Genomic DNA, 22358 nt, shown 5'->3' on the forward strand with positions numbered 1-22358 from the left:
CTTAAAAAAATAAAATTGACTCATGAAAAAACTATTCATAATACTCGCGCTAGCCTTTTCTCATTTCTTTAATGTATATGGGCAAAGAGATAAATTCGACCAGCTTTTTGAAAAATATCAGGAAGTAGAGGGAGTGACCTCTATTAAAATTGCCAAACCGATGTTCGGTATGCTCAGCAGCCTGAATATTGATGACTCGCAGCTGGATCAGATCAAACCATTGCTGTCAAAAATCAATGGGCTGAAAATTTTGATTACAGAAAATCCTGAAAAATCAAATACTGCTGACGGGCGCAGAGTTCAGGGTAATCTATCTCAACTGGATCAGGATATTTCTTCTTATCTGAAGAACTTAAATTACAGTGAGATTATGTCTGTGAATAATTCCGGTGCTAAGATAAAATTCCTTTCTTCTGAAGCCAAGAACGGTATTTTGGACGATCTCTTACTAAGTATTGATGGGGGAAGCGGAGAAAGTATATTTGTTAAGCTCGACGGAAAACTTTCTATGGATGATGTAAGTAAGATTATCAACTCCAGTGAGACTAAAAAGAATTCGATTACCAATGTCAGAAATAATCTTACCTCAGAAAATAATGCTTCTTATCTGAGTGGTGAGGCAAGAAATGTAGGAGAGTTTTCAGGTATTCAGATAAGCACAGGAGTAAATGTAGTATTCAAGCAGGAGAAGCCTGCCAGTGTGAAAGTTATCGCTGATTCGGATAAATTACAGTATGTTATTACAAAGGTAGAGAAAGGGGTTCTGAGAATATACATTGATAATAAAGGCGTTAAAAACTTACGATTTAAAAATCTAAGTGTGAATGTTTCCTCTCCAAGAATGGATAATATTGACGTTTCGTCGGGTTCCAACTTTTCTGTAGTAAATTCTGTATCGGAAAATAATATTACTATTGATGCCTCATCAGGAGCTAATGTGACAGGTGATTTTAAAATCTCAAATAAAGCGGATATTTCTGCCTCTTCAGGAGCCCGTGTCAGAGCCGGAATTACTGCCGGAAACATTACTGTCAAAAGCTCAAGCGGGTCTAATATCAGTTTAGGGGGAAAAGCGGAATCCGGAACCATTGATGTCAGCAGCGGAGCTTTATGCAAGGCAGATGAACTAAAATTGACCAACCTGGAAACAGAAGCTACATCCGGAGGAAACCTTACCGTAAATGTATCGGGTAAATTGAAAGTAAGAGCTTCTTCAGGAGGATCGGTAAGATATAAAGGAAGACCTGAGATAGACTCCAATATCAGCAAGACGTCGGGGGGATTGTTAAAAGCTATTGACTAAAAATGATTGCCATGAAAACTCTTAGAAACATTTTTATAGCCCTTCTGACAATATTCACCCTTCAGTCCTGTATCGTTTCCGAAAAACCGAATATAGATTTCTTCTCAAATTCTGCGTATGATTTCAAAGATGCGAAATTCACGAGCATTAATGTACCGATGATTTTGGCCAAATCTTACATTAAAAAAGCGTTGAAAGAAGAAGGCGAAAGTGAAGAAACGATCAATCTGGTGAAGAAAGCTTCCAAAATAAAGATACTCACCGTATCGAACGGAAGTGAAAAATTGCTTAATGATTACACACGGTATTTAAATGATAATCATTATGAAGAGTGGGCTACCATAAAACATGACGGGGATAATATCAATATCCGTGTAAAACAGGATGGAGAAGCCATTAAAAATATGCTGATCACTTTAGGTTCCCGTACTAACGAAATTGTATTTGTAGATGTAAAGGGGAATTTTACCCCTAACGATATCTCAAAAATGATCAATTCTGTTACAGATAAATAATAAAACAATTAATCTCGAAAACTATCCGGGCATGGAAAAATTAATAAGAGAAATCCGTATTCTTAAAATCTATGCTGCCGTACTTACTGTAGTGTGTGTGATGTTCTTTTTTCTCGCATTTAAAAATCAGTATTCCAATGAACGTTTTAAGGAGATAGATGTAGAGCGTATCAATATTGTTGAGAAAGATGGAACCTTAAAAATGGTCATCAGTAATAAAGAGCGCCAGCATCCCGGAATGGTTAATCATAAAGCGATGAAACCCAGGGAAAGAGAAGCTGGGCTTATTTTCTTCAATTCCTTGGGTGATGAGTGTGGAGGGCTTGTGTATGATGCCAATGAAAAAGAATCGGGAATGGTGTATTCTGTAGATCAGAGAAACACGGATCAGATTATGCAGCTCCAGTATCTTGAAGAAGCTGGAAAAGATAAAAAAAGAGTATATGGCTTAAAGCTTTGGGACCGTCCGGATAACTTTCCTTTAGAAGATATCATTAAGTTTGAAGATTCCCTGAAAAAGCTGAATGATCCTAATGCAAGTAAAAAAGCCTATGCAAAGCTTCGGGAAGAAGGTAAGCTTACCAATGAACGTTTTTTTGCTGGTAAAACAGCTGATGGTGATGTAGGGGTCTTTATCCGTGATACCAAAGGAAAAGTAAGGCTAAAATTATATATTGATAAAAATAACCAGACTCATATTGAAAATGTAGATGAAAATGGGAAACCCGTTAAATAAACCTTTGACATGATCATATAATATACAAACAAGTAGTTTCATACTTTTCAATTATTTTGTACCGTAACCGTTCTGATTAAAAAGAGCGGTTTTTTGATTTAAGTTATTGATTATTAATTTTTATTTAAACTATCGAAAAGGATTTTCATATGTCGTCAAAATAGCCTAATTTTGCAAAGAAAGTAAAGATGTCTATTCATAACAAAATTGTAGAGACAGCCATCACTTTCGATGACGTTCTTCTAGTCCCTGCTTATTCAGAAGTTTTACCTAACCAGGTATCCTTAAAATCAAGACTTACCGACAAAATCACGCTGAATGTTCCGATAGTTTCTGCTGCGATGGACACAGTTACTGAAGGAGACCTTGCAATTGCCCTGGCAAGAGTTGGAGGTTTAGGATTTATTCACAAAAACATGACGATTGCTGAACAGGCAGCGCAGGTAAACCGTGTAAAACGTTCCGAAAACGGAATGATCTCTGATCCGGTAACCCTTTCCAAAGATCATACTTTAGGAGAAGCCAAAGATATGATGTCGAAATATAAGATCTCAGGACTTCCTGTGGTAGACGCCGATAATATTCTGATAGGAATCATTACCAACAGAGATGTAAAATATCAGGAAAATCTTGAGATGAAAGTCGAAGAGATCATGACCAAAGAAAACCTGATCACTTCAGACAAGGATACCAATCTTGAGAAGGCAAAAGAAATCCTTTTAAAGAACAGGGTTGAAAAGCTTCCGATTGTAGATAAAGATAATAAACTTGTAGGTTTAATTACGATCAAGGATATTGATAATCAGTTGGAATACCCGAACGCCAATAAAGATCAGAATGGCCGTCTTATTGTAGGAGCAGGAGTAGGAGTAGGTGAAGATACACTGGACAGAATTGAAGCTTTGGTTAAAGCCGGTGTTGATATTGTTGCTATTGACTCTGCACACGGGCACTCTAAAGGAGTATTAGATAAGATCTCCGAAATCAGAAAAGCCTATCCAACCCTTGATATTGTAGGGGGAAATATCGTAACTGCAGAAGCGGCAAAAGATCTTATAGAGGCGGGAGCCAATGTTCTTAAAGTAGGTGTAGGACCGGGCTCTATCTGTACAACCAGAGTGGTTGCAGGAGTGGGAGTTCCTCAGCTATCTGCGATCTATAACGTATACGAATATGCTAAATCTCAGAATGTAACAGTAATCGCTGACGGAGGGATCAAACTTTCGGGAGATATTGTAAAAGCTATTGCAAGTGGAGCAGGAGCAGTGATGCTGGGCTCACTTTTAGCCGGTACAGATGAGGCTCCGGGAGAAGAAATTATCTTCCAGGGAAGAAAATTCAAGTCTTACCAGGGAATGGGAAGCCTTTCTGCGATGAAGAGAGGAGGAAAAGAAAGATATTTCCAGAGTGAAGCTAAAAAGTTCGTTCCGGAAGGAATCGAAGGAAGAGTGCCTCATAAAGGAAAATTAGAAGATGTGATCTTCCAGTTGACCGGAGGTTTAAGAGCAGGTATGGGATATTGTGGAGCTAAAGATATTGAAGCTTTACAAAAAGATTCTAAACTGGTAATGATCACAGGAAGCGGATTGAAAGAATCTCACCCGCACGATGTAATTATCACACAGGAAGCTCCGAACTATTCTTTATAGGAATTAAAAAAATATCAATATAAAATGCCTCTGTCTGACCGGAGGCATTTTTTTATCTGATTTTGGTATATTTAAATCTTGGCTTTATCACTTTATTCAGAAAGCTCCCTTTAGATCTTGCCTTTCCGAATTTTTCCACAATACCCGGCGGTACCCGAAGATAATCATATACTGCTCCCGACTGATATATAATTCTCAATATTTCAGTTCCCGGAAAATAGATGAAATGATTTACAACACTTGAAGGCATACAATACAGATGCAAAAAATGTTCCTGAGTTAAAATAAAAAAGCTTCCGGAAACCCGAAAGCTTAACCCGGTTTATTGCTTTCAACAATTTATTTTTTCAGGAATTTAAATTCATAATGCTGAAGGTCTTTGGTCATAACTTTTAATACATAGATTCCTGGTGTAAGCTGAGAAACATCTATCTTGGAATCAAACATATCTGACCTTACAAGACGCCCGTTAATATCATAAATCTGGATCGTCCGTCCGCTATCCAACCCTGCAATACGGATGAAATCTGAAGCCGGATTAGGGAAAATCTGCATTTTATTTTTGGTGAGTTCCGAGGTTCCCAATGTTGTGGTTTGTACATCTCCTGTTATTGTGGAGTTGGCAACCGTAAGGTTTCCGCCACATTCCCCGTTTGTCACAGCCGTATTTTCAACCCATGTTCCCACGTTGTTCCCAGGCGGTAAAGGAAGAGAATTATTTCCTGTTGAGTTATAATAAATTAAATAAGGATTGGTAAAGGTCCCGTTTCCCTCATCACCAAGAAATTCCCATCTTGTAAGCGTGTTGTTCCATTGAATTTTAAATTCACAGGTTCCTAATCCGTCACAAGGCTGCTGATCATTAATAGGGGTTGTCATGTAGATGTTTTTACTGAAAGCATCTACTCCTGTTTTGTTGAAAACAAAACTTTGATCATTAAACAGATTATGACATCCGTTAAAAGTTATGGTCTGTGCAAAAGCTGAGCTTCCTGCAAACAGGCATAATAAGTAAAGAATTTTCATAATATTAGTTTTGTGTTGGGAAAATTCCATTCAAGGCAATAATGCACTTGAGGGTAATAAACGGAGGTCTGTTCTCATGAGGCTGGTTACCTCCTGTAGTATTCAGCATCGAAGCTTTCATGGTTGTATTTGCTGCTGTATCAGAATATTCTTTATCAAGCAGTTTTGTATCTGCAGGCAGATTATTGGTAGGGGTGTTTTGATTCCCTTCAGCAGTTACGGCATTTACTGTATGATTATGAGCAGGCATTTGTGTTACCGTTAAAGTCACACTCTCACTACCACCGATCTGTCCCATTGAATAAGTCGTGGAACCTCCCGGAGCCTGACCGTTATGAACAAGCACTCTTCCCCTCATATCCGGTAAAGCAAATGTTGTGGTTCCGTTTCCGCCATAAGTGGTGCCAATAAGAGCAAAAAGTGCTTGATTCTGAGCGATAGACATGATCTGTCCGTTGCATTCTGCCCAGTTTTTTGGAGCGAAATTATAAGGTACAAATGCAATTTGTCCTAAGAAAGGTTCTGATGCCTGTGCTTTTAAAGCAGAAGAAAATGCACTGCTGATAAGCAATGTACATGTAAAAAATAAGTTTTTCATGATAACAAGGATTTAGTTATATAAAATTAGAAAATATTTTGCGTAAATGATTGATAAATAGAAAAATATTTAATTTTTTATATTAAATATTAGATTTTATTAATTTTATTTTAAAATTTTATAGATTTTCTCTCTAATTAGATGTCTGCATATGAACCCTTTTAGCATCACATGATATAAACAAACCTGAAGTTATTTATTTAAATGGTGACTACCGGTAATGAAAAAAGCCACTGCGTTTGCAATGACTTTTTTATTTGGATACAAGTGTTTCATCGTATCGGTATAAGTTTTTGTAATATTCTCAATTATAAAATGACACAAGATCCCGGTGGCAGATCTGATATTCTTCTACATCCTCCGGGTCCACAGCAAAAAAATTCCGCGTCACCGCATCCGAAGTTTGGCAGCTCACTGTTACACATTTTAAATCCTCCCTTGATGCTTTTTAAGCTTTCTCTTGAAACCTTTTTTAAATTTTTCATAGTAATTAATTTTTTGATTTTAATTTGTTGTAGTTATTCAAATTTATATTTTTTTATTACAACTTATTCATATTTCTTAATAAAAGTTTTTTGTAATAAAAACCTTCCCGGGCTAACAGGAAGGTGAGATTCATGAATGTCGGTAAAATTATTTATACAAATTATCTTTAAAATCATCAATCCTGAAATCAGTCAGGGCATTACCTTTCTCAACCTTTTCTTTGGAATACAGCCTGAAATCATTTTCTGTTTTTTCTAAAAGATAATCATAAGGTCCTACATGCGAAATTAGCTTTACCAATACAGGAGAGATCTCCAAACAGATAAATAATCCCATGATAAAAGTAGCTGCCAGCCCAATGATGGCAGAGTTCTTCCCAAGCTCATCCAATGCCTGCAGTCTGGCTGCAAACCCGTTGAACTTATCTTCAAAGGTTTCCGTAGATTTTCTCTCTGTTTCCAGGTTGGTGTATACTTTAGAAATTTCTTTATCCAAATACTCCAGTCTTGGAGCTGCCTGCTTCTGGTAATTCTCAAGATCCTGCCTGCGCTGTTCTTTCAGTTCCTGCTTACGTTTGGCATTCGGTCCATAGCCTTCCTTTCCACTGGTTAAGCCGGACTGCTTCCCTAAGATTTCCTTTTCAAGCTCCACAGAAGCTGAATCATAAGCTTTCTGGTATTCTGCTATTTTTCCAGAAATCTGTTGCTTTTCTGTCTCAAAAGGTCCGCTCTGCTGAAGAATTCTTCCGTTCATTTCTCCCTGAAGCTGCTTTTTGTTCCTTTGAATGATCGTATTCAGCTGTTTGTTGACTTCCTTTTCAAATATTTTAAGCTCCAAAGGCTTGGAAATGATAATTCCTAAAAATGTGGCAAGGATCAGACGGGGAATAGCCATCAGAATCTGATTCCACCATGTTCCTGTCTTTTTAATGGAAGAAACGATATAGCGGTCAAGATTAAAGATCATTAATCCCCAAAGAATTCCAAATCCTACAGCGGCCCATATGTTATCAAAAACGGTATACATGGCATAGCCTGCAGACAAAGTGGCAAATACTGCAGTGAAAAGGACAATCCCTCCAATGCCTGAAAATTTATTCCATTCACTTGGAGTCTTTCTTAAAATATGGATATTTCCGCCGGAACATACCATCAGAAACTGCTGGAACCAGTTTATTTTATGATTCCCCTGATTTATAGTTTGTTGTTTTGTTTTCATACATGAAAATTTATACAAATGTAATACTAAAAATCATACCAATGTAAAAGATAGTATTATGTTTTACCAAGTAATTTGAATTTATTTATTAATTTGTTGTAAGAGACATGATTATATTGTTTTGTTGTATTAAAGAAAAGGTGGGGATAAAACAGTAGTTTATTTTGATATATTGAATCTAAAATGATATTTTTGTTTTTAGATAACTAAAAAATATATGAAATATGAAGAAAATTACTATCATTTTGTTAGTATTCTTGTTTTATAATGCTTTTTCTCAGAGTCATGATCATTACTGTGGTTTTGATGAGGAATTGAAAAAGATGGATGCACAATTTCCTGAACTGAAAAAGAGAAGGGAAGAAGTGGAAACTAAGTTGAGAAATATGGACAAACAGTCATTTCTTAATAAAGTAGGTGGAGCTACTTCATGGAATGGACTCTATACCGGCCAGGTATTTGAAATTCCGATCGTAGTACACGTTATTGAATCAAGTGCTGCGGCAAATTCTAATTTAAGCCTTACAGATCAGAATATTATAGATTGGATTGACAGAGCCAATAAAATGTATGCTACTACGTATGGAAATGGCTTCTATCCGGAAGGATCAGGAGCAACAGGGGGAAATGTAATTCCTTTTAAACTGGTATTGGCAAAAAGATCTCCAAACTGTACCCCAACGACTGGTATTGTAAGATATAATGGGAGCACTATTCCTTTATATGATGTAAGAGGAGTTGATTCCAACAATGGAGGCAACGGTGCTAATGCATCGGATATAAAAGCAATGGCACCACACTGGCCGGAAACATCTTATTTTAATATTTATGTTGTTATCGGTTTTGATGGGCAGCAGCAAAATGCAGGTGGATTGATGGGATATGCAAGATTCCCGGAGTCTTATGATTATTTTTATGAAAGTTTCATGAAAGTAGCCACTTTAAAAAATCTGCATGATACTACGCTTACTCATGAGCTTGGACATGCATTCGGACTGTATCATACTTTCCAGGGAGTTAATTATACAAATCAGACTTCATGTCCGGTAAATAACAATTGTGCAACGGATGGAGACCGCGTTTGTGATACTTCGCCATCAAGAAGTATGTACGGTGTAGCTGTTCCTGGCAATACGAGCATAGACCCTTGCACCAACCAGAATTATGACGGTACCCAATATAATGTAATGAATTATACCAATTCTAACCGTAAATTTACAGAAGGTCAGAGAGACAGGGCAATTATGCTGATGATGGAATACAGAAAAAACTTACTTAGTTCAACAGCCGGGCAGGATCCATCTGTTGTAATTCCATCTTCTGTTTCTGTAATAGCAGCACAATGTAATCCACCGGGAATTGTAAATCCTGCCAATAATAATTTTGCCATTGGCCCTACAAGAGTTCAGTTTGGTTCGATCAATAGTATGACTAATGGATATGATTCTGATGAACCTGCTCCGAAATATTATGAAGACTATAGTACAGCAAGCTGTATAAGACCGGCTTATTACACAGAAATCCCGTTGAATTCAAGCACGCCACTAAAGGTAAGCTATGAAAATGGTTTCAATCAGGCCAATAAATTTATTACGAAGGTTTGGATAGATTATAATAATAACGGAGTGTTCGATGAGGCAGAACTGGTTGTGAACAACTTGTCAGCTACGATAGCATCAGGAGGAGGACTTACCCTTACCAATAATATTACACCTCCAGCCAATGCGGTAACAGATACTTATTTAAGGATGAGAGTTGCTGTAGATGCTGCAACATTTAACGGAGTTAACTTACCGGATATGACTGCCTGCTCGCAATTACAATATGGCCAGATGGAAGATTATGCCATAAAAATTACAGGAACTCTGGGAACTTCAGAAGCGAAGACAAGCCCAGATTCAAAATTAGTATATGTAAAAGCGGAAAATAAATTGAAGCTGTCAGGGAACAGAAATGATATATTTGGAGATTATCAGATCTATGATCTAAGTGGTAAGCTTATTCAGAAAGGAAATACCAAAACCAATGAGATCCAGATCGACAGAACCCTTCCAAAAGGAATATTTATTATCAATTACTCAGATAAAAACAAAAAAGAGTCCAAAAAATTCTTAAATAATTAAGCATTAAAAGCCCTTCTTTAAGGGCTTTTTTATTTCAACCTATCCGGATTCTGCTTCAAAAAACTCTCCCATCCGGAGTATGATTTTGTATCTGTAATGGTTCCGGAATTAAAATGGTGGCATACCGCAACGGCAAGACCGTCGGAAGCATCCAGGTATTTGGTTGGAAATTCTTTTAGGTTAAGAAGATTTTGAAGCATGCCTGCTACCTGTTCTTTGCTGGCGTTTCCGTTTCCGGTGATGGCCATTTTGATCTTTTTGGGAGAATATTCAGTGATGGGGATATTTCTGTAGAGGCTGGCAGCCATAGCGACTCCCTGTGCACGGCCCAGTTTCAGCATACTCTGTACGTTTTTTCCATAGAACGGAGCTTCCAGGGCTACTTCATCAGGGTGGAATTCATCGATAAGAGATAGGGTTCTTTCAAAAATATATTTGAGCTTGGTTTCGTGGTTGGGGTATTTTTTTAGGATCAGTTCATGGATGGAGATCATCTCCATTTTACCTTTTTTGACGGAGATAATGCCAAATCCCATTACCGTTGTTCCGGGGTCAATCCCTAAAATTATTTTCTCTGAAATCATTGCTTCAAAGATAGGACTTTCTGAGTTCTTTAGAGGTAGAAAATTATCGGAGAAAAGATCTCATAATATCTCAAACTTTATTAACTTTAACATGAGCTTGGATTAAGAAAATTAAGATTAAGATGGGTTGGAAGATGGAGGTTTGGGAGGAATTTTGGGAAGTATAGCTCCCAATAGTTCTCCTAAAATCCAAAAATTAGTTTAAAAAAACAATAAGAATTGAGACATAGCAGCTCTTTGGGCTTCAGTAACTTCCCTCTTCCAGCCTCAGGCTTCTTTACCTTATAAAAGCTAACCTTAAATAAATATAATATGAAAAATGTACTTAATCTATTCATTATTCCCGTCTTTCTGTTCTGTAGTTTTCAGAAAGAGAACGGAGGATCACAATTGGTTGAAACCGGATCGCCGGCTGTCTCAGTAAAAGGTGAACGTATTATCTATCTGTTCTTTAAAGCGGATAAAGACCAGTCCGGAAATGAAAAAATAATCCTTCAGGACCGTAAGATCTCTGAAGGGAAACTTAAGCTTGCTCCTTCTTTTGATCGAACTGAGGTTGAGAAAGGGGACTTTATCATTACGATAGCAGAAGCCGGTGGTAAAGAAATGGGAAAACAGCTGATAAAGGATCCTTTGAATCCTGTGATGGAAGTATATGAAAAAGAAGAGATTTCCAGACATAAAGCCACTCTTCAAAGCACGGAATTCAGTGCCAGGTTTTCCTATTCTGAAAATGTTCAGCTTGTGAAAGTTGAAAAAGTGACCGATTCAGGAGTGCAATTATTATTCACACAAAAACTATAATTATGAAAAAAGCTTTATTATCCCTTCTTATAGGAAGCAGCTGCTTTGCGCAGGTATTCGAAACGGTTCCGCTTTTACAGAATGGTGACAATAGTAAACGGATCGTTATTGCCGTTTTGGGAGATGGGTTTACAAGCGCCCAACAGGCATCTTTTGTTTCATCAGCGGAGACAACGGTTAATTATCTTTTTACAAAAAGTCCTTACATTGAATATAAAAATTACTTTAATGCCTATGCTGTAAAAGTGGTTTCTGCAGAATCCGGGGTGAAGCATCCGGGAACGGCAACAGATGTTACAGAGCCGGTAATTCCGGTATCTAATCCTAATAATTTTCTGGGCTCAACCTTTGATGTGAATGTTCATAGATGCATCTATAGCAGTACTACCAATAAAGTAGGTCAGGTCTTAGCCGCCAATATTCCTGACTATGACATTACCTATGTATTGGGGAACTCTCCTGAATATGGAGGTTGTGGCGGAACATATGCGTTCGCGTCATTGAATACTTCTGCCAATGAGATCGTAGTGCATGAATTGGGACACTCATTTGGGAAGCTGGCTGATGAATACTGGTTCGCGGGTTCGCTGGAATCGGCCAACAAAACACAAAACTCTAACCCTTCTACCATAAAATGGAAAAATTGGGTTGGCTTAAACGGAGTGGGAATATATCCTCATGCGGAAAGTCCAACCTGGTTCAGACCCCATCAAAGCTGTGAGATGAGGTATCTCAATCAGCAGTTCTGCTCCGTTTGTAAAGAAGCCATCATTGAAAGAATTCACTCATTGGTATCTCCAGTAGATTCTTATACTCCTGCAAACACATCTTCCGTAGATGCTACCGCTAACGTTACTTTTACCGTTACTGAAATTCTCCCTATCCCCAATACACTGCTGAATTCCTGGAAACTGAACGGAACAGCGCTCAGTGAGACAGGAAATACGGTTACTATTACTCCTTCTCAACTGAATAATGGCAATAATACTTTGCTTTTTTCAGTAACGGATAACAACCCGCTTTTGAAAGTAGATAACCATAGTACGGTTCATTTTACAAACATTACATGGACATTGAATAAATCTACCCTTAAACTTTCAGAAGTAAAAGCGGAAGAAAGAAGGTACAGTATCTATCCTAATCCTACAGACGGTGAATTTTATCTTAAAGGTAAACAGGATTTTTCAAAAAATACCAAAGTAGAAGTATATGATGCTTCAGGCAAGCTGTTCTCTGGCAGATCTGAATTAAAAGATCCGTCAACCATACAGATAGATATTAGAAATGCCCCGGCAGGTACCTATTTGCTGAATGTAACTGAAGGCAAGACCCTGATCATCTCTCAGAAAATAATAAAAGAATAAAATGAAGATAAAAATCGGCTGTCACAGTCGATTTTTTTTCTATAATATTTCCAGTTTTTTCTCCGCAATAGAAACCCATTTCCCATCATGCCGAAGCAAGGAGATTTTATCAACTATGAATTTAGTTTTGTATTCTTTTGCCTGATATTGGGCCCAGGCCCTAAGATAATTCTCCCAGGTCAGATCCCGGTAGCCTACAGTCATATGTGGAGCGAAGGAATACTTCATAAAATTAAACCGCTGTTTTACTCTGTGATAAAGATCAGTTAAGTTCAAGTTCTGTTCCGGCTGTACAAAGATCACGGGATTCTTAGGATTGGGAAAGCTTCCAAAACCATTGAGTTCAATTTCAAACGGAGGCATTTGTGTATCGATCTTTTCAAATGCAGTAAAAATATCACGTTCCAATTCCATCTCTCTGGAAAAAGGAGGGAAAAGAGTGATATGGGCATCATTTTTTAATGCTTTGGAATTGCCATAGTGAATCGCCAGATCTTTTTTAAAAACCTTTATCTCCTCAACGATTTCTTTTGGAGGATAAATGGCAATAAAATAAAGCTTTTTCATACCCTTGAAATGAATCGTAAAGGTACTTATTTTTTTTCCTTCAGCTCTGCTAATGTATTTTCAAGATTGTCTGTGATCTTTTTCACCTCTATATGCGGTTTAAAAATAAAAGCTTTGCCTTTTTCTTCATCTGCAATATTGGATAAGATGATTACTGAAGTCTTTGTATCAGGATAATAAATATTTAAAGAAGGAGACCCCTTGACATAGCCACTGTGAAAATAAGAATTTGGTTTGCCGATATTCAGCATGATACCATAGGCATAGCCCATTTTACCAAAGATGGCGTGATGTCTTTCAGCACTTTTTGCCATAAACTGCTGAAGGGTTTCAGGCTTTAAAATTTTTCCGCCATAAAGAGCATTGTTCCAGGTATGAAGATCCTGAATGGTAGAGAGGATCCCTCCGGCAGGAGTTCCAATATCTTTTCCTCCCAATCTGCCCGGCATATTCGGTACCTCCTGAAACTTCCCGGCAGTACCTAGATAAGCGCTGGCAAAATTATTCCCCTTAAAAATATCTCCGGTAGAAGATTGAGTCATTCCTGCCTTTTTAAAAAGTTCAAGAACATTTTCATCATATGATTTTCCGGTAACTTTTTCCACAATTTTTCCAAGCGCATTAAACCCGTCATTGGAATAAAAGAAACCGGCACCGCTTTTAAACATCAGCTTTCCACCCAGCATATTTAATCCTGAAGTGTGGTTAAGAAGCTGATGAATCGTGATATTTTCATATTCTTTGATCTGGAATTCCTTTAAATATTTTGATGCTTTGTCGGTAACATTCAGTTTTCCTTGTTCCATTTGGAGCAAAATGAGAACAGCGGTAAATTGTTTACTTACCGAACCGATGGCAAAAACAGTATTGCTGTCAGTTTTTACTTTTCTCTTAAAGTCAGCATATCCGTTTTCCTTTCTGTAAAGCGGTAAAGAATCTTTAAAAACGGCAATACTTCCGTTGAAATGATACTTTTTAAAGACAGAGTCGATCTGCTGTTCCAGTAAAGTCTTTTGAAAAGCGGTGATCGTGGAGTCAACAATGGCTTTTTTATCAATAGGAGGCTGAGAGGGTTCAGTTTTACAGGAAAATAAAAAAAAGAAAAGGGACAGGAATGCTAAATTTTTAATCACGGGTGTTTATTTTTTAAGATTATCTTCGTACTCATAAAGATACTAAAATCTTCAGAAGGCTTAAGCGATGCAAAATGCGTGCTAACATGCGAAAATAACAGGAAAAAAACCTCATTCATATCGGGATATCACGTATGAATTGTAATGAAATACTTTTGTTTATAATGGCTTTAATTTTTTAATCGCAACGAATACCTTTAGATTTGCAAAAGGATTCGTGCATTCGTGGCAAAAAAGTCAGAGCTAATTTGTGGTGGCTCCTGGAATTATTTTGAAATCAGATCACAGAACCAGAAAATATATTCGCTATCCTCTTCTCCAGCTTCAGTTTTTGGTTTAGGGTATGTTTTCTTTACCGTTTCTCCAATTTCAAACTGAACCGGATTGGTAAAAATAGGTCCGTCAAAGGTGAAAGTATGAAACTCTCCGTTCTCTCCACATGGGTCAACCGTTTCAGGCAGTTCATCAAGAAATTGCTGATCAATGATCCTTCCTGCAAAACTTTTGTCAAGATAAGTTCCATTCACACAGGTTACAATGGTCTTAAAGCCAAGACTTAAAAATTCATTGATGAGGTCAGATGTGTTGCGTTTCCAAAGAGGAAATACAGTCTGTATCCCGATTTTATTTAACTGTTCTTCCCTGTATTTTCTGAGATCTTCCAGAAAAATATCCCCAAAAATAGAATGAGTAATTCCCCGGGCCTGAATTTCACCCATTGTTTTATTCATTATAGCCTGATAGTCCTCCATAGAAGGATCTTGAGGAAGCTCCATCTTTACCAAAGGAATTCCAAGTGCAGAAGCCTGCTGTTCCAGAAGAGAAACACGTACGCCATGCATGGAAATTCGTTGAAACTCATGATTGATGCTGGTAAGCAAAGTTGTTACCTCATAATGATCTTCCTGTAATGTTTTGTAAAGGGCAAGGGCAGAATCTTTTCCGCTGCTCCAGTTGAATAGGGCTTTTGGCTTCATCAGAGTTATTGTTTTGCAAAAATAAAAAATCCCTGATCATTTTTCGGGGATTCATAGACTTTTACTTAGAATAAAGTAAATAAAGATTATCTACAAAGCTTTTTTTAGTTAGCTTCTGAACAGTTAATTCATCGTAGAATGCGAAATGCTTATATTCCGGATGCTCCTTTTTTATTTTTTCAAATTTTCTTTTTCCTATTTTTTTTCCATCCAAAAAATAATAATTGGGAGGCTGATGATCAGTAGTGTAAATACCTCCTATGGTTACATATTTTTCTTCAATTTCAAAGTTTTGCTTTCCCAGCAACTCATTGGTTTTAAAAATTGAAGACTTATAATCGGTAAATTCTTTATTGCCTGAATCTAAAGCTGTATAATCAATTCTGATAATATTATACTCGGTTAATGCTTTTTCAGGAAAAGTTAAGGTGAAATTTCCATGACCATCTGCCTTTGCGCTATACAGTTTCTCCAGGGTTACCAGAGAAATTTCTCCTGAGGTTAATTTAGCGTTTTCTTTAGAAACCAATTTACCACTTATTGTAATATTTTTTTGGTAGACGTTTTCAGTGATGGACTTATTTTCAGTTTGGGCATTTACATAGATTACTGATGTGAGTGTCAATGCTAAAAATACACCTGAAAAAGTAGGTTTTAAAAGTGATCTTTTTCCACAGATAGTGTCACGTTTTAACATCTTGTCAATCTCTTCTTCTGAAAAATGATCAAGATCCCAAACTTTTTTTGTACATATATCACAAAATTTACCACCGGCTACATCTTGCATATCATCCCAAACCTGTTTACACGGCTTTTTAATTTGAAATTTTCTCGACATTGGCAAAGTCTTAATTATGCATTAAAAATACAAAAAAAAGAGGCTGTCTCAAAAGTCAGATAATTCGGCTTTTGTCATTCTGACGAAGGAAGAATCTCATTGATGGTCAGTTGTTTGAGATTCTTCATTACATTGCATTTCATTCAGAATGACACTTTTGAGACAGCCTCGTTTTGATTTATAAATAGTTGTCCTAAAGGACTTACATATTTCTTCTGTATTTGCCACCCACTTCAAATAATGCATTGGTGATCTGTCCTAAAGAACAGTATTTCACAGCATCCATCATCACTTCGAATAAGTTTTGCTGGTTGATGGCAGCGTGCTGTAGCTTTCTCAACGCTTCTTCAGATTTATTTTCGTTAGCCTTCTGGAAGTTGTGCAGTGATTCGATCTGGGCCTGCTTTTCTTCCTCGGTAGAACGGATAACTTCACCCGGAAGCACAGTTGGTGAACCGTCTTTTCCTAAGAAAGTATTTACTCCGATGATCGGATACTCTCCGGTATGTTTCAGCCATTCGTAATGCATAGATTCTTCCTGGATCTTGGAGCGCTGATACATAGTCTCCATGGCCCCCAAAACACCTCCTCTTTCTGTGATTCTGTCGAATTCCGCATACACTGCTTCTTCTACGAGATCCGTTAATTCTTCAATGATGAACGATCCCTGAAGCGGATTCTCATTTTTAGCGAGTCCTAATTCCTTATTGATGATCAGCTGGATGGCCATTGCTCTTCTTACAGATTGCTCGGTAGGAGTTGTAATAGCCTCGTCATAAGCGTTCGTGTGAAGAGAATTACAGTTGTCATAGATGGCATAAAGCGCCTGAAGAGTAGTTCTGATATCGTTGAAATCGATTTCCTGAGCGTGTAATGAACGCCCTGAAGTCTGAATGTGGTATTTCAACATCTGGCTTCTTTCATCTGCTCCGTATTTCAGTTTCATCGCTTTTGCCCAGATTCTTCTTGCGACACGTCCGATCACTGAATATTCAGGATCGATACCGTTAGAGAAGAAGAAAGATAGGTTAGGAGCAAAATCATTGATGTCCATTCCTCTTGACAGATAATATTCCACATAAGTGAAGCCGTTGGCTAATGTGAAGGCCAGCTGAGAAACAGGATTGGCGCCTGCTTCAGCAATATGATATCCTGAAATGGAAACAGAGTAGAAGTTTCTTACCTTTTCTCTGATGAAATATTCCTGAACGTCACCCATTAATCTTAAGGCGAATTCAGTAGAAAAAATACAGGTATTCTGAGCCTGGTCTTCTTTTAAAATGTCAGCCTGAACCGTACCCCGTACAGTAGCGATCGTTTTAGCCTTGATTTCAGCATATGCTTCTGCCGGGATTATTTCATCTCCGGTAATTCCTAGAAGCTGTAGTCCCAGACCATTATTGGATGGGGGAAGTTCTCCGTTATATCTGGGTCTTTCCAAACCTTGATCATCAAACTTTTCTTTAAGCTTAGCCTCTACCTTGGCTTCTAAACCGTTTTCTTTAATATATTTTTCAACATTCTGATCGATAGCAGCGTTCATAAAGAATGCTAACAGCATTGGTGCAGGTCCATTGATCGTCATTGAAACCGAAGTCAGTGCATTGACAAGATCAAATCCTGAATACAGTTTTTTAGCATCATCTAATGTCGCGATAGAAACCCCTGCGTTTCCGATCTTTCCATAGATGTCCGGTGGTAAAGCAGGATCCTGCCCATACAATGTTACAGAGTCGAAAGCTGTAGACAGACGTTTTGCCGGCATCTCTGCAGAAACATAGTGGAATCTTCTGTTGGTTCTTTCAGGACCTCCTTCCCCGGCAAACATCCTTGTCGGATCTTCTCCTGTTCTTTTGAACGGATAAATTCCTGCCGTGTAAGGGAAGCTTCCCGGAAGATTTTCCTGGCCTTTCCATTTGATCAGGTCTCCCCAGTCGTTGTATTTTGGTAACGCTATTTTCGGAATTCTCAGATGAGATAAAGACTCAGTTGAGGTTTCAACTTTAATCTCTTTTCCTCTTACATAATAAGAATAAAACTCTTCATGGAATGCTTTTTTAGTGTCTTCCCAGGTCTGCAGGAAGTCGATATTTTCCTGTTGAAGCTCTTTTTCGGCCTTTTGGTATTCAGTATCCAGAGCTTCGTTGGAAATAATATTTTTTACCCCTTCAATATGATACATTGTTCTGGCCAGTTCTGCCTGCTTTTCAATGTTAGCGTCATATTGCTTATTGTTTTCAACGATTTCAGAAAGGTAACGTACTCTCTTTGGAGGAATGATGGTTACTTCATCTGTGATCTCCTGTTCGATGAAAGTTTTTAAGTTTAAATCGGCAAACTTTTCATTGACTTTCGAAACAAGCCTGTTGTATAATTCTGTGGTGCCATGGTCGTTGAACTGGGATGCTTTTGTAGCATATACAGGCATATCTTCCAATTGGCTTTCCCATAGAAGATGGTTTCTCTGGAACTGTTTTCTTACCGCCTGAAGCGCATCAAGCGCACCACGCTTGTCTGATTTATTCAGGGCTACCAGGTCTGCGTAATCCAACATGTCGATTTTTTCCAGCTGTGTGGAAGCTCCATATTCAGGAGTCATTACATACATCGATACATCAGCAAAGTCAGAAACTTCTGAACCTGATTGTCCGATACCCGAAGTTTCAAGAATGATCACATCCGGATGAGCCAGCTTCAGTACATTCAGTGCAGAATGGATGAATGGCGACACGGAAACATTGTTCTCCCTGGTTGCCATAGAGCGCATATAAACCCTCGGATCATTGATTGCATTCATACGGATTCTGTCTCCTAAAAGAGCTCCTCCTGTTTTCTTTTTCGAAGGGTCGATAGAGATGATGGCTATTTTTTTATCGGTATTGGCACGCAGGAAACGGCGTACAAGCTCATCTGTCAGAGAAGACTTTCCGGCACCTCCGGTTCCTGTGATACCGATGATCGGGATATTCAGGTCTTTTGACTGTTCGTCGATGGCTTTTACCAACTCAGGTTTTTCCTCTGAAAAGTTTTCAACGGCAGAGATGATCTGGGCGATGCTTGACGGATTTTCAAAACTGATATTGTCCAGGTCCTTTGCCGTAACATCTTTTCCTGTAGCGAAATCTGATCTGTGTACCAGATCATCGATCATTCCCTGTAATCCAAGCTCACGACCATCATCCGGAGAATAAATTCTGTCGATTCCATAAGACATCAGGTCTTTGATCTCTTCCGGAAGAATTACACCGCCACCGCCGCCAAAAATTTTGATCTGTGGCGAGTTCTTTTCTCTTAACAGGTCATAGATATATTTAAAATATTCGTTGTGACCACCCTGATAGGATGTTAATGCAATTGCATTGGCATCTTCCTGGATCGCTGTGTTGACAACTTCCTCTGCTGATTTATCATGTCCTAGATGGATCACTTCGCATCCTGTGCCCTGAATGACACGGCGCATAATGTTGATCGCGGCATCATGCCCGTCGAATAAAGAGGCAGCCGTTACGATTCTTACCTTGTTGGTTGGAGTATATTTTTGGGTTTCCATAAAAATTCTAGAAAGTTTCTAAGTTTCCAAATATAACAATAAAAAAAGAACCTTGTGTTTGATTTTATATTGTTGATTTTCATTTATTTGGATGTCTGTATGTAATTGAAAATCCCCGGTTTTGGTTTAAGAACCGGGATGCTCATGACTAAAGTGAATGACAGGGTTTTTATTTTCAGATGAATCCATTTTCAAATTCTCAAATTAAAATTTCTACTTTTGCAACATATTTTACAGGTATGCAAAAAGCTTTGATGTATTTTGGTTTGGGAACGGTAATAAGCTTCCTGATCAATTATTTCTTTTTAAATTCACAGAATGTCGGTCTGGATATCTATTATGCCATTGCCTTTGGTTCTGCCTGGGGGATTGCTTATTATTTAGACACTCCTGACTTTACATTGCCAAAGAAACTTGGGATATCATTTGTAGCCATGGGAATTTTAGTTCTTTTGGGAACTTTAATTTTTAAGCTTGAGCTGGCTATTCCTTCTATTCTTAAATTTTCTACCGTTTTTGTTGCGTATTATTTATTGGCAAGCTTTAGAGGAAGTAAATCATTAAGGAAATAATTTTTTATTTAATGTATCATAAGGAAGCTCACAATAGCAAGTCCGATGACCAGAATCATAAAGGCGAATAAGTTAAGGGTAAACAATATACTTCCGATGAAAAGGCTTACTATTCCATGAGCACGGTAAACCCGGCGGTGAGCGATAAAGAAATACGCGATAATGTATAGAAGCAATAGAGACAGCGCTAAATATAAAATAAGATTGATCAACCAAAAGCCTGATAAGCTTGCCAGTTTAGCAACTACGAATATAAGTAATATGTTCAGTAAAAGAAATGAAAAATAGTGGAGTGTAAAGATTCCATGATCAAAATACCACCATTTTTTCTTACTGTGGAAAATCCATAAAAAGAATGCAAAGACAGGAAGATAAATGAAAAGGGCCTTCGGCAGATTATGGAATGATTTTTCCACCATATTTTTTAAGATTTCCTTTTTTGTTACCCCCTTCTCTTTCAGTTCAAAAAATTTATGAGCGATTGGTGTCTGGATAAAATCGAAAGCGGATGGATTTTTGGCGGTGGCAGAATCATAGGATTTTTTTGTTTTATATTCTCCAAATCCAACGTCAGCGTCTATTTTTTTGTTCATCTCCAAGGCATCCTCAAAACCTTCTATTTGGGTAGAATCCGGAAGAGCGTTTAGACTTTTAATAGCTGTGGAGTCTTCTTCTGTCAGTATTTTTTTTGCTTTTATACTATCGAGTATTTTATGGGTCTCGAGAGATTTCATTTTTTCAAGAAACTTTGCTTTACTGGAGTCTATGTTTTCTTTTGAGCCAAAGTTAAGATTGACCATTGGAAAAAGGGCAAACATGAAAAAAGTAATGAAACTGACGAAAATATAAAGCTTTACAGGAGGTACGAATTTCTGTCTCTTGCCTTCCAGATAAACATTTGTGAGCTTTCCCGGTCTGAACAGCAGATTTTTTACGGTTCCCCAGAACTGTCCGTCATAATGGGTAAAATCTTCTACAAAGTGAGTAAAAAGAAAATGGAATGGTTGGCGTCTTTCAATATTTTCCTGTCCGCATGAAGGGCAATATCTTTCTTCGACGTGATGCCCGCAGTTCAGGCAGGTTTTATCTTCTCTGATTTTTCCGTGGCTCATAGTTCTGAGTTTGGCGCAAATATAATTATTTCATTAAACAAATTATATTATATTAATAAGCTTTTACGGAAATCTTTACCATAAAGTTAATAAAGAAAGAGTTGAGGGACCAAACTCTTTTCTTTATCACTTGTGTTTTTAGAATCTTCTAAATTTTTTTTCATCGCAACAATTTACAAGATTTATGCCAAATACATAAAAAGTGTTAAAATCTATTGTCAGAGCCTTGAATGGCTAATATTCTATAGATTAAATAAAATATGTTTTTGGGTTACAAAAATAATTTGTACCTTTGCACACCCTTTTAGGGGTAAATTATGTTTAATCTTTAACTAAAACGTGTGAATACATTAAGTTACAAAACTGTTTCAGCGAACAAAGCTACTGCTAATAAAGAATGGGTTGTGGTAGACGCTGAAGGACAGCCGTTAGGAAGACTAGCTTCTACGGTTGCAAAGATTTTGAGAGGTAAGCACAAAACGAACTTTACACCTCACGTAGATTGTGGTGATAACGTAATCGTTTTGAATGCTGGGAAAATTACACTTTCCGGAAACAAGTGGGCTGATAAGACTTATATCTGGCATACAGGATATCCTGGTGGGCAGAAGTCTATGACTGCGGCTGAACTTCAGAAGAAAGATTCTTTAAAGGTATTGGAGAAGTCTGTAAAAGGTATGTTGCCTAAAAACAGATTAGGTGCTGCTATCCTTAAGAACCTTTATTTATATGAAGGAACTGAGCACAAACATGAAGCTCAACAGCCTAAAACAATTAATGTTAACGAATTTAAATAATTAATATGTCTATAGTTCACAAAATCGGAAGAAGAAAAACTTCTGTAGCAAGAGTTTATGTAAGACCAGGTTCTGGAAACATTACAGTAAACGGTAAAGATGCTAAAGAATACTTCTCTACAGACGTAATGGTTTATAAATTAAACCAACCGTTTATCCTTTCTGAAACTGTTGGTCAGTACGATGTTACCGTAAACGTATTCGGTGGAGGAAATACAGGTCAGGCAGAAGCTATCAGATTAGGTATTTCAAGAGCTTTATGCGAAATCAACGCTGAGTTCAGATTAGCATTGAAGCCTGCTGGTTTACTTACAAGAGACGCGAGAATGGTGGAAAGAAAGAAGCCAGGTCAGAAAAAAGCAAGAAAGAGATTCCAATTCTCAAAACGTTAAGATTTGCTGTTGGC

General features: G+C 37.6%; 22 protein-coding genes. 10 read left to right on the forward strand and 12 right to left on the reverse strand.

Going from position 1 to position 22358, the window contains the following annotated elements:
* The first annotated feature begins 22 nt into the window (after positions 1–22).
* From AC4IF5_RS04115 to guaB, 4 genes are all read left to right on the forward strand, one after another.
* Positions 23–1303 carry a DUF4252 domain-containing protein gene (locus AC4IF5_RS04115; protein ID WP_490731955.1) on the forward strand — a complete coding sequence of 427 codons (1281 nt, stop codon included), beginning with the start codon at positions 23–25 and terminating at the stop codon, positions 1301–1303.
* Between the two features lie 11 nt (positions 1304–1314).
* Entirely contained in the window at positions 1315–1818 is a 504-nt protein-coding gene (locus AC4IF5_RS04120; RefSeq protein ID WP_490731957.1) for a DUF4252 domain-containing protein, read from the forward strand.
* Positions 1819–1849: 31 nt separating this feature from the next.
* Positions 1850–2554, forward strand: coding sequence for a hypothetical protein (locus tag AC4IF5_RS04125; protein ID WP_490731959.1), 705 nt, complete (start codon positions 1850–1852; stop codon positions 2552–2554).
* A gap of 188 nt (positions 2555–2742) precedes the next feature.
* On the forward strand, positions 2743–4203 hold the full coding sequence (guaB, locus tag AC4IF5_RS04130; protein ID WP_490731961.1) for an IMP dehydrogenase: 1461 nt from the start codon (positions 2743–2745) through the stop codon (positions 4201–4203).
* A 52-nt stretch (positions 4204–4255) separates the two neighbouring features.
* On the opposite strand, the gene AC4IF5_RS04135 is transcribed toward guaB, so the two are convergent.
* The 5 genes from AC4IF5_RS04135 to AC4IF5_RS04155 all read right to left on the reverse strand — a co-directional run bounded on the left by AC4IF5_RS04135 (position 4256) and on the right by AC4IF5_RS04155 (position 7531).
* Positions 4256–4453 (reverse strand): KTSC domain-containing protein, encoded by a 198-nt coding sequence (locus AC4IF5_RS04135; RefSeq protein ID WP_490731963.1) that lies wholly within the window; start codon positions 4451–4453, stop codon positions 4256–4258.
* Between the two features lie 89 nt (positions 4454–4542).
* Entirely contained in the window at positions 4543–5229 is a 687-nt protein-coding gene (locus tag AC4IF5_RS04140) for a T9SS type A sorting domain-containing protein (protein ID WP_490731965.1), read from the reverse strand.
* Between the two features lie 4 nt (positions 5230–5233).
* Positions 5234–5827 (reverse strand): phage tail protein, encoded by a 594-nt coding sequence (locus AC4IF5_RS04145; RefSeq protein ID WP_490731967.1) that lies wholly within the window; start codon positions 5825–5827, stop codon positions 5234–5236.
* A 308-nt stretch (positions 5828–6135) separates the two neighbouring features.
* The gene (locus AC4IF5_RS04150; protein ID WP_490731968.1) at positions 6136–6312 is read right to left on the reverse strand and encodes a bacteriocin-like protein; all 177 of its coding nucleotides are present in this window, start codon (positions 6310–6312) and stop codon (positions 6136–6138) included.
* A 148-nt stretch (positions 6313–6460) separates the two neighbouring features.
* The gene (locus AC4IF5_RS04155) at positions 6461–7531 is read right to left on the reverse strand and encodes a DUF4407 domain-containing protein (protein WP_490731970.1); all 1071 of its coding nucleotides are present in this window, start codon (positions 7529–7531) and stop codon (positions 6461–6463) included.
* A gap of 224 nt (positions 7532–7755) precedes the next feature.
* Between AC4IF5_RS04155 and AC4IF5_RS04160 the strand changes: the two genes are divergently transcribed.
* The gene (locus AC4IF5_RS04160; RefSeq protein ID WP_490731972.1) at positions 7756–9654 is read left to right on the forward strand and encodes a zinc-dependent metalloprotease; all 1899 of its coding nucleotides are present in this window, start codon (positions 7756–7758) and stop codon (positions 9652–9654) included.
* Positions 9655–9683: 29 nt separating this feature from the next.
* Here AC4IF5_RS04160 and ruvC read toward each other — a convergent pair whose 3' ends face one another.
* On the reverse strand, positions 9684–10238 hold the full coding sequence (ruvC, locus tag AC4IF5_RS04165) for a crossover junction endodeoxyribonuclease RuvC (protein ID WP_490731973.1): 555 nt from the start codon (positions 10236–10238) through the stop codon (positions 9684–9686).
* 312 nt (positions 10239–10550) lie between these two features.
* On the opposite strand from ruvC, the gene AC4IF5_RS04170 reads away from it, so the two are divergent.
* Positions 10551–11042 carry a hypothetical protein gene (locus tag AC4IF5_RS04170; RefSeq protein ID WP_490731975.1) on the forward strand — a complete coding sequence of 164 codons (492 nt, stop codon included), beginning with the start codon at positions 10551–10553 and terminating at the stop codon, positions 11040–11042.
* A 2-nt stretch (positions 11043–11044) separates the two neighbouring features.
* Positions 11045–12406: a T9SS type A sorting domain-containing protein gene (locus AC4IF5_RS04175; protein WP_490731977.1), complete on the forward strand. Its 1362-nt coding sequence runs from the start codon at positions 11045–11047 to the stop codon at positions 12404–12406.
* A 39-nt stretch (positions 12407–12445) separates the two neighbouring features.
* Here the strand turns inward: AC4IF5_RS04175 and AC4IF5_RS04180 are convergent, their stop codons facing one another.
* The 5 genes from AC4IF5_RS04180 to AC4IF5_RS04200 form a co-directional block, all read right to left on the reverse strand.
* Complete coding sequence (locus AC4IF5_RS04180) at positions 12446–12973, reverse strand: 2'-5' RNA ligase family protein (protein WP_490731979.1); 528 nt, start codon at positions 12971–12973, stop codon at positions 12446–12448.
* Between the two features lie 26 nt (positions 12974–12999).
* Positions 13000–14106, reverse strand: a complete 1107-nt coding sequence (locus AC4IF5_RS04185; protein ID WP_490731981.1) for a serine hydrolase domain-containing protein — start codon at positions 14104–14106, stop codon at positions 13000–13002.
* Positions 14107–14372: 266 nt separating this feature from the next.
* Entirely contained in the window at positions 14373–15083 is a 711-nt protein-coding gene (locus AC4IF5_RS04190) for a Dph6-related ATP pyrophosphatase (RefSeq protein ID WP_490731983.1), read from the reverse strand.
* Between the two features lie 61 nt (positions 15084–15144).
* Positions 15145–15921 carry a hypothetical protein gene (locus AC4IF5_RS04195; protein WP_490731985.1) on the reverse strand — a complete coding sequence of 259 codons (777 nt, stop codon included), beginning with the start codon at positions 15919–15921 and terminating at the stop codon, positions 15145–15147.
* A gap of 202 nt (positions 15922–16123) precedes the next feature.
* Positions 16124–19471 carry a methylmalonyl-CoA mutase family protein gene (locus tag AC4IF5_RS04200; protein WP_490731987.1) on the reverse strand — a complete coding sequence of 1116 codons (3348 nt, stop codon included), beginning with the start codon at positions 19469–19471 and terminating at the stop codon, positions 16124–16126.
* Positions 19472–19710: 239 nt separating this feature from the next.
* Between AC4IF5_RS04200 and AC4IF5_RS04205 the strand changes: the two genes are divergently transcribed.
* A complete protein-coding gene (locus tag AC4IF5_RS04205) occupies positions 19711–20043 on the forward strand; it encodes a hypothetical protein (protein ID WP_490731989.1) in 333 nt (110 codons plus the stop codon).
* Positions 20044–20051: 8 nt separating this feature from the next.
* On the opposite strand, the gene AC4IF5_RS04210 is transcribed toward AC4IF5_RS04205, so the two are convergent.
* Positions 20052–21155: a DUF3667 domain-containing protein gene (locus AC4IF5_RS04210; protein WP_490731990.1), complete on the reverse strand. Its 1104-nt coding sequence runs from the start codon at positions 21153–21155 to the stop codon at positions 20052–20054.
* A 341-nt stretch (positions 21156–21496) separates the two neighbouring features.
* On the opposite strand from AC4IF5_RS04210, the gene rplM reads away from it, so the two are divergent.
* Positions 21497–21952 (forward strand): 50S ribosomal protein L13, encoded by a 456-nt coding sequence (gene rplM / locus AC4IF5_RS04215; protein ID WP_027375420.1) that lies wholly within the window; start codon positions 21497–21499, stop codon positions 21950–21952.
* 5 nt (positions 21953–21957) lie between these two features.
* Positions 21958–22344, forward strand: coding sequence for a 30S ribosomal protein S9 (gene rpsI / locus AC4IF5_RS04220; RefSeq protein ID WP_047373582.1), 387 nt, complete (start codon positions 21958–21960; stop codon positions 22342–22344).
* Positions 22345–22358 lie beyond the last annotated feature (14 nt).

The organism is Chryseobacterium sp. UF-290 (assembly GCF_058245615.1).